This window comes from Affinirhizobium lemnae, assembly GCF_022968395.1.
GTDB classification, from domain to species: Bacteria; Pseudomonadota; Alphaproteobacteria; order Rhizobiales; family Rhizobiaceae; genus Neorhizobium; species Neorhizobium lemnae.
In genome coordinates this window covers 1-13,345 of the sequence record NZ_JALJQZ010000072.1, presented here as the reverse complement: position 1 = coordinate 13,345, position 13,345 = coordinate 1, and the positions used below count along the sequence as shown (strand labels likewise).

Genomic DNA, 13,345 nt, shown 5'->3' with positions numbered 1-13,345 from the left:
CAAAAAGTTTAACAAAGCATGAAAATGAGGATGCTTAGGGGATAAGCGCGAGCTCCGAATATGTTTGCGACAAGCCCTAGGCGAGAACGGCGAAGGCAATGATTGCAGCCCAGACAAAAGCGAGATCAATGGGCATGGGAGCCTCCCTGTGTCGGACCTGGTGTAATCCCTTGTGTTCGGATCGGCCCTTCCTGCAGTTCCGGTGTGGGGTCGCGCGGCAAGCGCGCCATCAGTCGAAGGATATAGAAGGTCCCTGCTCCGAACACGAAGAAATAGACGATGACGAAGGCGATGAGTGACGTTGCAATGGCGGGGGCGGCAATCGGCGAGTGAGACTGAGACGTCAGCAGATGGCCATAGATCGTATATGGCTGCCGGCCGACTTCCGTGGTGACCCAACCTGCCAGGACAGCGGCGAAGCCTGCGGGGCCCATGGCGACCGCCGCCCTCTGTAGCCAGATATTCGAGTTCAATGTCCCGCGGTAGCGACAGAACAACGACCAGACGCCGATGCCCAGCATCGCGAAGCCAATCGCGACCATAATGCGGAAGGACCAGAAAACGATCGCGACAGGCGGTTCCTTATCGTCAGGGATCGTATCGAGCCCGGCAAGCGGCTCATTCAGACCGTGCTTGAGAATGAGGCTGGATAGCTTTGGAATCTCGATTGCATAATCGACGCGCTTTTCCGCCTGATTTGGCAAGCCGAACAGAATGAGGGGAGCACCATCTGGATGGCTGTCGAAATGACCTTCCATTGCCATGACTTTGGCAGGTTGATGCTCGAGCGTGTTGAGCCCGTGTGCATCTCCAGCAAGGATCTGGATCGGTGCGACGATGGCGGCCATCCACATGGCCATTGAGAACATCGCATAGGCGCGCAGAGGCGCGGTGCGCTGTAGCAGGTGCCATGCACCAACCGCGCCCACCACGAACGCCGTGGTGAGGTATGCGGCGAGAACCATGTGGACGAGGCGATACGGGAAAGAGGGATTGAAGATCACCGCCCACCAATCGACCGGAATGAACTGCCCCTTGTCGTTCATGCCGAACCCGGCCGGCGTCTGCATCCAGGAATTCACGGCGAGAATCCAGGTCGCGGAAATCAGCGTGCCGAGGGCGACCATGCCGGTCGCAAAAAAATGCAAGCCGGGCCCGACCCGCTCCCGCCCGAACAGCATGACGCCGAGAAAACCTGCCTCCAGAAAGAAAGCCGTCAGGACCTCGTAGCCCATCAGCGGACCGATGACCGGGCCTGCCTTGTCGGAAAACACAGCCCAGTTGGTACCAAACTGGTAAGACATGACAATGCCGGAGACGACGCCCATGCCGAAGGCGACCGCAAAGATCGTTTTCCAGAAATTGAAAAGCTCGAGATAGACCTCGCGCCTTGTCTTCAAATACAGAGCTTCCAGCACGAACAGGTAGCTCGCCGTTCCGATCGAGAAGGCCGGAAAGATGATATGCGCCGAGACCGTAAAGGCGAACTGCATGCGGGCGAGGACGACCGCGTCGAAATGCTCGAACATGGAAACTCCAGATTATGAGCGTCAGGCGTGCATCGCCGGGCCAATGCTCTTATAAAGCATATAGGCCGCAACGACAAAAATCAGTGTGGCAAAGAGGCTGTTGAGCGTCCCTTTTTTCGCCGAGAGGCGTTCTGCAAGGTATGAACCGGCAAAACCTCCGAAGATGCCGCCGGTGATAAAGATTGCTGCCAGCAGCCAGTCGACATAGCCCGAAAACGCGTAGTTCAGCGCGGTCGTCAGACCGAAGGCAGTGACTGCAACAAGCGACGAGCCGATCGCATAGAGGATCGGCATATTCGTCGAGGCAATCAGCCCAGGCACGATCAGAAAGCCGCCGCCAATGCCAAAAAATCCTGAGAAGATGCCCGTCAAGCCGCCGAAGCCGGCGACCTTGTGGACGTTCTCGCGCGAGCACTGGGCACCTGGATTGCCTTGTGCGCCGCGCTTGCGAAACATCAGGACGCCGACGACCAGCATCAGCAAGGCAAACAGAATCAACAGTTTCTGGCCATCAACCATTTTACCAAAAGTCGAGCCGATGAAAGCCCCGATGATACCCGTCACGCTGTAGATACCGGCGCAGCGCCATTTCACGTTGCCGAGACGGGCATGGCCGAGAAGGTTGGTGAAGGCGTTCGCGGCGACGGCAAAGGCACTCGTGCCGATTGCCATATGGGCGCTCGGGACGCCAACAACGTAGACCATCAACGGCACAGCCAGGATCGAGCCGCCACCGCCAAACAGGCCGAGCGTGAAGCCGACGAGTCCCCCGGAGATCGCGCCAAGACCGTATTGCAGCGGATCGAGCATCATGTTCATTGTCCAGGGTCCTCAGGCGGCTGTCTTCTTGAGGTCCGGGCTGACAAGCCACTCGCGACCTTTCAGCATGCCGTGCCAGTAGATCGGCGGCAGCGCTTCGGCTTTCAAATACCAGGCAAGGCTCGATGGCTTGGTGCCGTCGATAATCCAGGTTGGGAACGTCGGCAGCAGTTTGCCGCCGTAGCCAAATTCGGCGAGCACGATCTTGCCACGCTCGACCGTCAGTGGGCATGATCCATATCCGTCGTAGGCGGCGGGCATCGCCTTGCCATCGAGGACGGCCAGGACATTTTCCGCAACGATCGGCGCCTGCTTGCGGGCAGCTGCTGCCGTTTTGGCATTCGATGTGCCGGCCGCGTCTCCAAGCGAAAACACATTCGGATAACGCTTGTGCTGCAGGCTTGCCTCGTCGACCTCGATCCAGCCGGCCTGGTTGGCGAGCGGACTGTCGCGGACAAAGTCGGGAGCGATCTGCGGTGGGCAGACATGGATCATGTCGAAACCGACCGTCTCTTCGGTGACAGAGCCGTCGGCGGCCGTGTTGGCAAACCGAGCTTGCTTACGCGTCCCATCAACCGCAAGCAGCTTCGATGCGAAGTTGAGATTGGCGCGATATTTTTTTACATACTCCATCAGCGCCGGCACATAATCCTTCACACCGAACAGAACCGGTCCGGCATTGTGGAAATGGATCGAGATATCGTTGATCCGGCCCTGTCGAAACCAGTGATCGCCCGACAGATACATCGCTTTTTGCGGAGCTCCGGCGCATTTGATCGGCATGGGCGGTTGGGTGAAGAGGGCGCGACCGCCTTTAAGGTTCTGGACCAGAGACCAGGTATAGGGGGCAGTATCGTAGCGATAGTTGGAGGTCACGCCATTTCGGCCGAGCGTTTCTTCTAGGCCCTCTATGGCTGACCAATTCAGTTTGATCCCAGGAGCGGCAACCAGCATGCGGTAGCTGATGCGGCGACCGTCGGACAGAACAACGCGATCATGATCCGGTTCGAATGCGGCGACCGAAGCCTTTTCCCACTTGGCACCATCCGGAATGAGATCGCGCATTGGTCTGACTGTATCTTCGGGTTTGAAAATCCCGCCTCCGACCATGGTCCAGCCGGGCTGGTAGGCATGACGCTCAGAGGGATCGACGAGGACGATGCTAAGGCACTTTCGACGCTTCAGGAGGCTGGCCGCTGTCGCGATACCTGCAGCACCAGCGCCGACGATCAGAACGTCACAGGCTGTCGAAGACTTCGCGTCTGTCGCGCTCGTACTCTCGGCACTGGACGTCGAAGATAGACGGGTCCGAAGCTGCGACAGGTCGTAGCCGGCAGCCTTTGTGGCCGAAAGGGCGGCGTCTTCGCCAAGAGAAGGCGCCTGTGAGAGCGCCCAGAGCGTCGCAGCGCGGGTGCCGGATCGACAAAAAGCGAGGATGGGCTTGGGCAGGTCCTTCATGGCTTCGTCAAAAAGTGCGATGTCGCGATCACCGATGTCGGACGCGACGACCGGGATGTGGCGAAACTCAAGACCGGCAGCTTCGGCGGCCATGCAGATCAGGTCCGCGGTTGGCTGGCCATTCTCCTCGCCATCGGGCCGGTTCGATATGATGGACTTGAAGCCAAGCCGCGCCAGCTCATGGGCGTCCTCAAGCTTGATCTGGGGCGAAACGCTGATGCTGTCGTTGATCTTGCGGATATCCATGAGAAAGCTCCTCCTCAGTAAGCAGCGCGCGGGGCATTGCGCGGTGAAGTGACGATGCGATAGGCAAACATGCCGACGAGCATGGCTGCTGCGAATAGGACCGCCTCCCAGCGGCCTGTTACGAGGGATGCGATGGCAGGGCCGGGGCAGAGGCCGACAAGCCCCCAGCCGAGACCGAACAGGGCGGCCCCACCCACAAGGGGTCCATCGATTGTTCGATTTTCGGGAACGTGAAACTGGCTCTCCAGGACAGGGCGGCTGCGCCGGTGCTTGAATGCGTAGGCAATGGACGACGGGATGAGTGCCCCGCCCATGACAAAGGCAAGCGACGGGTCCCATGCGCCGGTGACGTCCAAGAAAGCGAGGACACGCGCAGGATTGACCATGTCGGAGATGACCAGTCCGACACCGAAGAGCAGACCGCAAAGGACTGAAGCGAAAACCCGATATGCCATCACAGCCCTCCGACAATCTGGCGAAGAGCGAGGACGGTTGTCGCCGCGACGATCATGAACGTGGCTGTCGCGACGATGGAGCGCGGCGACAGCCGTGCCAGACCGCAGACGCCATGGCCGCTGGTACATCCCGATCCAAGGCGGGTCCCGAAGCCGACGAGCAGTCCTCCGATGATCAGAAGGACGGAAGACTCTGTGATGGAAAAATCCGCGTGGCGTATCCACGCAAATGCGACAGCGGCCCCTGACAGTATGCCGACAAGAAAGCCAAGGCCAAGGGGGTTTATTCCAGCGCCTGTCAAACCGAAGGCAGAGGCTGTCAGTCCCGATATCCCGGCGATTCGGCCGTTCAGCAGCAAGTACAGCGCCGCCGAAACACCGATCAGGAGGCCGCCCGAAAGCGGCCAGACAAAGTTGAGGTCCGACATGGCAGGGCCAATTTCCTAGAGCGCGTTCACAGGGATCTTCAGGTACTGGACGCCGTTGTCCTCGGCGGGTGGCATCTGTCCACCACGCATGTTCACCTGCACCGATGGCAGGATTAGTTTCGGCATGGACAGCGTCGCATCGCGCGCATTGCGCATCGCGACGAACTCGTCTTCGCTGACGCCGTCATGGACATGGACATTGCTTGTGCGCTCGGCGCCGACTGTTGTTTCCCAGGCGTAATTATCACGGCCTGGTGCCTTGTAGTCGTGGCACATGAACATCCGCGCCTCGTCCGGCAGCTGGGTCAGGCGCTTGATGGATCTGTAAAGCATGCGGGCATCACCGCCCGGGAAGTCGCAGCGCGCCGTGCCGTAGTCCGGCATGAACATCGTGTCACCCGGAAAAACGGCGTCACCAACGACATAGGCAAGACATGCCGGTGTATGACCTGGCACATGCAGGACCGTGGCGTCGAGATTGCCGATCTTGAAACGATCGCCGTCCTGGAAGAGTTGGTCAAACTGACTGCCGTCACGCTGGAATTCCGTGCCGGCGTTGAAAATTTTGCCGAACACTTCCTGAACGCGGATGATCTCGCGCCCAATGGCGAGCTGACCACCGATTTCCCTCTGCAGAAAGGGTGCCGCCGAAAGATGATCAGCATGCGCATGGGTCTCGAGAAGCCACTGCACTTCGAGACTTTCGGATTTTATGTAATCAATAAGCGCTTGTGCTGAAGCATTCATCGTCCTGCCGGAGGCCGGATCGTAGTCGAGGACACTGTCGATAATTGCGCAGGCGCTAGATGACGGATCCCTTACAACGTGGCTGATCGTAAAGGTGGCAGGGTCGAAGAACGACCGTATAACCGGGCGTAGCGCTACGTTCTCTAATGCGCTGCGGACGATGTCTGCCGCGTGTGAAAGATGGGGATCGAGATTGGTGTGAGCCATAGTTGCCTCCTGTCAGTAATCGTAAAATACATATTTACACTAACAATGCAACTGTGTATTTTCCATGGCGATGAAGCTGAGGTCCCGGTATAGGCAGTGTGTTCTGAGGACGATGAGGATCAACGATGGATATGACGACTGTAGACACCGCTAAGGCAGCCATTGCGCTCCGCCTGAATGACAAGGCGCCTGGCTTCTCGGCGCGCTCGACAAGCGGAGAGGTATCTCTGTCCGATTATCGCGGCCGTTGGGTGATGTTCTTCTCGCATCCCGCCGACTTCACGTCAGTCTGCACGAGCGAGTTCATCGCACTGGCCAAGGCCCACCCTCAATTCGCGAAGCTGAACTGTGATCTGCTCGGCCTATCGGTCGACAGCCTCTACTCTCACGTCGCCTGGCTGCGCGATATCGAGCGCAGCTTCGGCATCAAGGTCGGCTTTCCATTGATCGAGGATTCAGCGATGGTCATCGCCAAGGCTTACGGGATGCTGGATGCTTCCTCTGAAAACAGCGGCACGGTTCGTGCCACTTACGTGATCGACCCTGAAGGTATTATCCGAGCGATCGTCTGGTATCCGATGAACGTGGGGAGGTCGGTCGAAGAGCTTTTGCGGCTGGTAGAAGCGCTGCAGACATCTCAACGTGAATGTGCCCTGACGCCGGAAGGCTGGCATCCCGGCGACGCGCTCGTCGAGCCTGCGGCTTCTTCGATGCAGGATGCAGAACAGATGACTGAAGGTCAGTCGTGGTATTACCGGGAGCGCCGCGCATGATTGGCGCCCAATTCTCACTTGAAACAATGCAGGAAAAGGCGGCCGAGGCTGCAGACTTCATGCGCTTGTTCAGTACGCCCAGCCGCCTGATGCTGCTGTGCCATATCGCTCAGAAGGAGCGGTCTGTTGGCGAGATTCAGGAGGCCTTGGACTTCAAACAACCGGCGCTGTCGCAGCAGCTTGGTGAACTGCGCCAGGCCGGTGTCGTGCAAACGCGGCGTGAATCGCGGCAAATTTACTATTCGATCGCTGATGATCGCGTTGCAGCCGTCATGGAGATGCTGATGCGGGTGTTTTGCAATGTCGGGGACAACCAGACTTCTCCCCGAATCGAGGCTCGGAATTCGCCTGCGGGACAAAGGCCGGCCGCCCCGGAAGGCTTCGTCGGCGAGATGGCGCGTTGGGCACGGCTGGAAAAGGCCGATTGAGGCGTGAACTCGCGCCAGCCTCGCTAGGGACGTTGAATCGCAGACGTGTCAATCGAATGATGTCATCAAACTCGGAAACCTGTTAGGGAGGATAAAATGAAAAATGTCGGTTCGGTGGATCGCGCGATCCGTTTCATTCTAGGTCTGTGCCTGGTGGCTCTGCCGTTCGTGACCCCATGGCTGGCGTCCTGGGGCAACTGGCAATTCGTTGTGCCGGCCGTCGGTGTTGTCATAATTTTGACTGCTGTCATTCGCTTTTGCCCCGCCTACACCTTATTGGGTTTAAACAGCTGCAAATGGCGCTGAGCTACTTGTATCGTTGCTCCACCGAACGGTGGCGACAAACCCGCTACGATCCGATCGATTATGAAAGGAAATTTTCGCGCTCAGCCGCGCCGCAGCGATCGTGGCGATGGTGAGGCCGAGCCCGGTCCCGGCCACGCCATTTTTACGGCCGCGAAAGAATCGCTCGCTGATACGGGGAAGGTCTACTTCGTCCACGCCGGGCCCTTCGTCGGTCACGACAAGCCCTTCGCTATTGCCCACCCGATCCCAACGCACCTGACCCCCGCTCTGCATATGCACGACGGCATTCTCATGCAGATTGCGTAGAACCAGTTTCAGGTCGTCGAGATTACCTCGCAACGTGAGCCCGTCGATCGCACTGTCGATCAAAACGCATATGGAATCCGGCGTCGGGGTCGAAGAAATAATTTCGCGTAGAACATCGCCCACAGACAGTTGGTTCGTGGCGGTGGCTGGCATCGCAGCCTCAAGCGCGGTCAGAGCGAGAAGCTGGCGAACCATCCTGCTGGTGCGATCGACGGATGCAACGATGTGACGAAGGGCACGCTCGCGGCTCGGACCGTCAGGCAAGGCAAGCGCTACCTGTGCTTGGGTTTTGAGTCCCGCCAATGGTGTACGCAGCTCGTGGGCCGCAAAAGCTGTAATCTCCCGCTCGTGGCGCCGGGCCGCTTCGACCTTGAAAAAGAGGTTGTTGAGCGCGGAGGTCAGCGGCTTGATCTCTGCCGGTGGATCGATATCGGATAGCGGACGCATATCTTCGCCGTCGCGCTGGGCGATTTCGTCGGTGACCGCCTTCAACGGGGCAAGCCCGCGCGCCAGCGCCAGCCAGATCAAAATGCCGAGGAGGGGAGCGATGAAAAGCGCAGGGCCGATCAGTCTGGCGAGAATATCGCGCACCAGCCGGTCGCGCAGTCCGATCCGGTCGCCCACGGCGACGCGCACGCCCTTAACATGATCGACAATGGTGTAGACTCGCCAGACCTCGCCGCCAACGGTCTTGTCGGGCCTGTCGCAAATTTTTTCGGTTAACGGTATGTTGACCATCGCAAGAGAATTTCTGCTCCAAGTGTTGTGGAGCGTACGGATGATTCTGAATGCCATTACCGAGAAGCTGAAACGCCAATCGAAAGACGATTTCAAGGGACGGCATTTTGAGGCGTGGCTGATCGTGCAGGCGGTTGCCTGGTATTTGCATTATCCGCTCAGCTATCGCGATTTGGAGGAAATGTTCCGGGAGCGCGGTTTCGAGGTCGACCATAGCACGATCAACCGTTGGGTTCTGGCCTACGCGGCGATGATCGAGAAGCGGTTACGTCAGTTTCGTCGGCCACATTGCGGCTCGGTTCGCGTCGATGAGACCTACGTCAAGATCCGCGGCAAGTGGCGATACGTGTATCGCGCAATCGACAAGCACGGAAATCCCGTCGACTTCCTGCTGACGGCAAAGCGCGATCTTGATGCCGCCAAGCGGTTCTTCCGTAAGATGCTGAAGGACGAGCCCTTGTTGTCGCCGAATAAGATCAGCACGGATGGTGCCAATACATTTCCGTCGGCGATCAAAACATCGGTCGATAGCGGGCTGTTGCATCCAGATCCTGTGCATTATGCCACCAAGCATCTCCAACAAGGCATCGAAAGCGACCACTTCCGGCTGAAGAAAAACATGCCCAAGATCGGCGGGTTCCAGTCATTCAACACTGCACGGCGAACCATCGCGGGTTTCGAGGCGATGCTGTGGTTGAGGAAAGGCTTCGGCTTTTCCGGCGGCTGGTCCGTCAACGACCAGAACGAGCTGCTTGCGCGCCTCTTCGGACTGAAAAAGGTTAACAAAATATGAAACACGCACCGTTTATGGGATAATCGCGGCCCTTGAAAATCTTTGCGACAAGCCCCTTGCAAGAATCTGGATATTGCTCCCGCTGAGATTGATCCATTCTTGCCAAAGGTCTTAAGCGAACTTGGTATCACCTAAGCGATCGCTAAATCGCCTAGTCACAGCAATTCCAGGTGCGCAACGATTTGCTGCGCCAGATCAACCGGGTTCGTCCCAGGTGTTCGCAGATGAATTTCTGGCGAGGTTGGGGGCTCGTAGATGTCGTCTACGCCTGTGAAGTTGCGGATCTCTCCAGCATAGGCCTTCTTGTACAAGCCTTTCGGGTCGCGTTTGGCGCAGATGTCGAGAGGAGTATCCACAAAGATCTCCACGAACTCCCCCGGCTCCATCAGATCCCGCGCCATGAGACGCTCTTGGAGATAAGGAGAGATCAAACACACGAGGACGATCAGTCCTGCATCGGACATTAGCTTGGCAACATGTGCTGTGCGCCTGATGTTTTCGATTCGATCTGCAACCGAGAAAGCCAAATCCTGATTTAAGCCGTGTCGAAGATTGTCACCATCAAGGACGAAGGCGTGCTTGCCTGCTGCTTGCAGCAATTTATCCACATGGTTGGCGATTGTCGTCTTTCCTGCACCCGACAAACCTGTGAACCACAAGATTCGAGGACGCTGAGACTTGAGTTCAGCGCGCGTTTTCCGGTCCACAATGAGGTGCTGCCAGACCGTGTTGTCCGAGCGGAGCAGGGGATAGTCGATTGGTGCCATGCCAAAACTTCAAAAGATTTCTGTCTGGTGATCAATTGAATCCTATATTCAAAATAGAATGTCAACTTTTCAATAAATAAATGAAGAAAAAATAATATAGATGAACATCTATTTGTTATACATGCTAAAAATGTAAATAAAAAATATCGTGTTTGATAATAATATTGAAACAATCTCCAGTTTATTGACAAAATTTATTAAGTTAATACGATGAAACAGTTAATTACAATTAGATTATCTAATATAGGAGTGTGACATGAAAAAGCTGCTCGCAAAAATCATGAATGTTCGCAATCTTAAGGGTAGCAAACCACGCTACATTTACACATACTAAAAATTTCTACCCCCGGAAATATGCTTTAATATTTCCGGGGATGTCGTTTTCGGCTGAACAGGAGGCCAAGAGGCTCAGTTCTAAAAATTTAGAAGCCGCTTTTTTATTATGGAATCCATCGACACTAACAGACAAAAGATACCCTACCTTTGCAGAAGAATGTCGTTAGGCAATAGTCTTCGATTTCGATGGGATCCCCTTGCTTTGTTGTCTTCGTGTCATGCGATTGAGAGCCCGCTAATCGCGCTTGATGATGGAATTTATATCGTCACGGAGCCGGAATTCATCGAGACTATCCTGCATGATCGTGGAGACAGGTTTCAGAAATCTGGTTCTTCTGACGCGAAGGATATGGTGAGCTTTCCATTCTCGCTGATGAATAGCTCAGGCGATGACTGGAAGGCCAAACGCAGGGTGATGCAGCCGGATTTCAGCCTGAGGAGAGTTACCTCCGATGGGCGGAAGACGCTTGCGATTACCGAAGCCCATCTCGCACGATGGCCTGCGGGGCCTGCTTCGCTCGACATCAGGACGCTTCTGCAGGAGCTGTGCCTGGATGTGGGGTGTCAGTTTTTTCTGAACGCCACGCTTGACGAAGAGGGGAAGGCGGCGTTCATGGCGCTTTCCGATGCAATCATCCTGAAGACACGCGATTCTTTGCGTTTTCCACTCGGTCGCCTTGACCGGACCAGCTACCGTTTGGCAATCACCCGTGAGAAAGCGAAGGCCGTAGCGCGCAAGGCACTTGCCAAGGCGACGCAGCAACCTGACGTGGCCGCAAACACTGAGTGGTCTGGATCATTTGTCACGCATACCTCCTCCGAGAGTGCTGAATGGTTGTGTGACGAATTTTGCGCGCTGGTCCTGTCGGGGCTGGAGCCCATGTCCGCCGGGCTAACCTGGACCGTGCACCTGCTGACATCGCATCCGGATGTTTTGGAGCGGGTCACCGCGGAAGTGGATACTGCGAGGTGCAACGAATGGTCAGCAGGCGAAGGGGTTGTGAACCTGGATGCGTTCCCTGAAACCCGCGCTTCGCTGATGGAGGCATTGAGACTGTTTCCACCTGCCTGGCTAACCGGGCGAATTGTTGCCCGAGATACGATGCTTGGCGACTTTTTTCTCGCAGCCGGAAGCGCGCTTATGATCAGTCCCTGGATCAACCACCATAGCGCAAGGTTTTTTGACGAACCCCAACGCTTCAAACCAGAGCGTTGGCTAGATAAATCAACGCAGCAACGATTGCCGCGCTATGCTTTCTTCCCTTTCGGCGGCGGCATAAGGCGCTGTATTGGCGAGCATTTCAGCCTCATCCACATTGGCCTCATACTCGTCAGCATTCTGAGACGATTTTATCTGAAGCCGATGTCGAATTCGAAGGCCAGACCGTATCCGGCACTCGTTCTGCGGCCTCTGGGTGTGAAGATAGAAGTATCCCCGCGTTCGACGGCGGGTAACTAGAGAGAAAGCGCAGATGAACGCCCGTTCAGTCAATAATTATGAGAGTTACGCGGAATTTTATGACAGCTGGCAGGACTCTTGGCCTGAAAGTGTCATGACGCCTTGCGTCAATATGCTTGCGGACATAGCCGCTGGTCGGCCGACGCTTGAACTTGCCGTGGGAACAGGGCGGATTGCGCTGCCGCTTTCCCAGCGTGGTATCGAGGTTTCGGGTGTCGATCTTTCCGAGGCTATGCTGGCCCGGCTCAGGCGTAAACCGGGAGCCGATAAGCTTTCAATCAAATTGGGCAATATGGCGGATGTGCCATTCGAGGGGCCGTTTGGACTAATTTATTGTGTTGCTTCGTTCGAATATCTCGTGACCCAGGACGATCAATTGCGCTTTTTCGCCAATGTTGAGAAACGTTTGGCCACGGGCGGCTCAATCGTCATCCAGACGATCATTCCAAACGAGGCGATTTTCAGCAATGACTTCCGCCTCAATCGCATGTCTGATCTGCCTTCAGGTGAAGACGAGATGGCCTCTGTCATGCTTATGGGTGTGAAGGGTGATCCTGTTGCCCAGATTCTGGATCAGCGCATCATGGTGCTAGGCGAGAAGCCGCAGGTCTTTCGTCACAAGATCCGGTTTGTATGGCCAAATGAACTTGACCTGCTTGCTCGCTCTGCGGGTCTCTCTCTTCACGCGCGTTGGAGTAACTGGCAGCGTGAATCCTTCGGTTCGACAAGTCGACTGGTGATTTCTGAATATCGTAGAGCCTAATCGCAAAGTACCGCACCATGGGAGAGACGATGTGAGCCTTTCTGTAATCGGCGCCGGGCTTGGGCGAACCGGCACGCTGTCCTTAAAGCTGGCATTGGAGCACCTGGGACTGGATCCCTGCTATCATATCATGGAGATCGCGGCGACGGTGCGCAGGTCTCTGCCACTCTGGAACGATGCAATCGCTGGTTTCGCTGATTGGGACCGCATCTTCGAAGGATACAATGCGAGCGTCGATTATCCGGGCTGCTTGTTCTGGCGCGAACTGCTGGTGCATTATCCAGAGGCCAAAGTTATCTTGACCCTCCGAGATCCTGACGCTTGGTTCGAATCCGTTACTGAGACGATCTTTCCCGTTGTCAGAAAGGGTACTTTGCTCGGCCGCGATGGCCTTGGGTTGAGCGATTTTTTGCGGAAAGATTTTGGCGATCGCATAGGTGACCGGGCATTTATGACGGACTACTTTCGTCGTTGGAATCAATCGGTCATCGATGAGGTTCCCGCAGATCGCCTGCTTGTCCTGAATCCGGCCGACGGATGGGATCCGCTTTGCGCGTTTCTGGGCCTCAAATGCCCGGACCAGCCCTATCCGTGGCTGCACGCTCGAGTCAAGAAGTCGCGCTGGCAGCTGTTCCGTAGACGACCCATGCCGGAACAGGAGCCTGAAGAGCTTGAGACCAATACCCGCAACTATCTGAAAGAGTTGCGCGGGGCTTGTCGCAAATTTTCAGGCTTAACCGTATGTTGACCATAGGCATGGAATTTGGCGCTCCGAAAGTTGCGGAGC

Annotated in this window: 14 protein-coding genes and 1 pseudogene; 7 read left to right on the top strand and 8 right to left on the bottom strand. The window is 56.3% G+C overall.

Annotation, left to right across the window (positions count from 1 at the left end; all coding sequences use genetic code 11):
• Positions 1–125: 125 nt before the first annotated feature.
• From MUU53_RS22010 to MUU53_RS21985, 6 genes are read right to left on the bottom strand one after another with little or no spacing between them, the layout of a single operon-like run.
• Positions 126–1,529 (bottom strand): cytochrome ubiquinol oxidase subunit I, encoded by a 1,404-nt coding sequence (locus MUU53_RS22010; RefSeq protein ID WP_247262766.1) that lies wholly within the window; start codon positions 1,527–1,529, stop codon positions 126–128.
• 21 nt (positions 1,530–1,550) lie between these two features.
• Positions 1,551–2,342: a sulfite exporter TauE/SafE family protein gene (locus MUU53_RS22005; RefSeq protein ID WP_247262767.1), complete on the bottom strand. Its 792-nt coding sequence runs from the start codon at positions 2,340–2,342 to the stop codon at positions 1,551–1,553.
• 18 nt (positions 2,343–2,360) lie between these two features.
• Positions 2,361–4,052 carry a bifunctional protein tyrosine phosphatase family protein/NAD(P)/FAD-dependent oxidoreductase gene (locus MUU53_RS22000; RefSeq protein WP_247262765.1) on the bottom strand — a complete coding sequence of 564 codons (1,692 nt, stop codon included), beginning with the start codon at positions 4,050–4,052 and terminating at the stop codon, positions 2,361–2,363.
• Between the two features lie 14 nt (positions 4,053–4,066).
• On the bottom strand, positions 4,067–4,507 hold the full coding sequence (locus tag MUU53_RS21995) for a YeeE/YedE family protein (protein ID WP_247262764.1): 441 nt from the start codon (positions 4,505–4,507) through the stop codon (positions 4,067–4,069).
• Complete coding sequence (locus MUU53_RS21990; protein WP_247262763.1) at positions 4,507–4,935, bottom strand: YeeE/YedE family protein; 429 nt, start codon at positions 4,933–4,935, stop codon at positions 4,507–4,509. The genes MUU53_RS21995 and MUU53_RS21990 overlap by 1 nt, the downstream gene beginning before the upstream one ends.
• Positions 4,936–4,950: 15 nt before the next feature.
• Complete coding sequence (locus MUU53_RS21985; protein WP_247262762.1) at positions 4,951–5,889, bottom strand: MBL fold metallo-hydrolase; 939 nt, start codon at positions 5,887–5,889, stop codon at positions 4,951–4,953.
• 125 nt (positions 5,890–6,014) lie between these two features.
• Between MUU53_RS21985 and MUU53_RS21980 the strand changes: the two genes are divergently transcribed.
• The 3 genes from MUU53_RS21980 to MUU53_RS21970 all read left to right on the top strand — a co-directional run bounded on the left by MUU53_RS21980 (position 6,015) and on the right by MUU53_RS21970 (position 7,396).
• Positions 6,015–6,662, top strand: a complete 648-nt coding sequence (locus MUU53_RS21980) for a peroxiredoxin (protein ID WP_247262761.1) — start codon at positions 6,015–6,017, stop codon at positions 6,660–6,662.
• Between the two features lie 26 nt (positions 6,663–6,688).
• The gene (locus tag MUU53_RS21975) at positions 6,689–7,090 is read left to right on the top strand and encodes an ArsR/SmtB family transcription factor (RefSeq protein WP_247262760.1); all 402 of its coding nucleotides are present in this window, start codon (positions 6,689–6,691) and stop codon (positions 7,088–7,090) included.
• Between the two features lie 96 nt (positions 7,091–7,186).
• On the top strand, positions 7,187–7,396 hold the full coding sequence (locus MUU53_RS21970; RefSeq protein WP_247262759.1) for a YgaP family membrane protein: 210 nt from the start codon (positions 7,187–7,189) through the stop codon (positions 7,394–7,396).
• Here MUU53_RS21970 and MUU53_RS21965 read toward each other — a convergent pair.
• The gene (locus tag MUU53_RS21965) at positions 7,373–8,440 is read right to left on the bottom strand and encodes an ATP-binding protein (RefSeq protein WP_247262758.1); all 1,068 of its coding nucleotides are present in this window, start codon (positions 8,438–8,440) and stop codon (positions 7,373–7,375) included. The genes MUU53_RS21970 and MUU53_RS21965 overlap by 24 nt on opposite strands.
• 40 nt (positions 8,441–8,480) lie before the next feature.
• Between MUU53_RS21965 and MUU53_RS21960 the strand changes: the two genes are divergently transcribed.
• Complete coding sequence (locus MUU53_RS21960) at positions 8,481–9,233, top strand: IS6 family transposase (RefSeq protein ID WP_247262757.1); 753 nt, start codon at positions 8,481–8,483, stop codon at positions 9,231–9,233.
• 155 nt (positions 9,234–9,388) lie between these two features.
• Here the strand turns inward: MUU53_RS21960 and cysC are convergent.
• Positions 9,389–10,003 (bottom strand): annotated as a pseudogene (cysC, locus tag MUU53_RS21955) (adenylyl-sulfate kinase); the annotation flags it as partial.
• 535 nt (positions 10,004–10,538) lie between these two features.
• Between cysC and MUU53_RS21950 the strand changes: the two are divergent.
• The 3 genes from MUU53_RS21950 to MUU53_RS21940 are packed head-to-tail and all read left to right on the top strand — an operon-like array spanning position 10,539 to position 13,306.
• Complete coding sequence (locus MUU53_RS21950; RefSeq protein ID WP_247262756.1) at positions 10,539–11,795, top strand: cytochrome P450; 1,257 nt, start codon at positions 10,539–10,541, stop codon at positions 11,793–11,795.
• 13 nt (positions 11,796–11,808) lie between these two features.
• Positions 11,809–12,558 carry a class I SAM-dependent DNA methyltransferase gene (locus tag MUU53_RS21945; RefSeq protein ID WP_247262755.1) on the top strand — a complete coding sequence of 250 codons (750 nt, stop codon included), beginning with the start codon at positions 11,809–11,811 and terminating at the stop codon, positions 12,556–12,558.
• A gap of 31 nt (positions 12,559–12,589) precedes the next feature.
• Entirely contained in the window at positions 12,590–13,306 is a 717-nt protein-coding gene (locus MUU53_RS21940) for a sulfotransferase family protein (RefSeq protein ID WP_247262754.1), read from the top strand.
• The last annotated feature ends 39 nt before the right edge of the window (positions 13,307–13,345 follow it).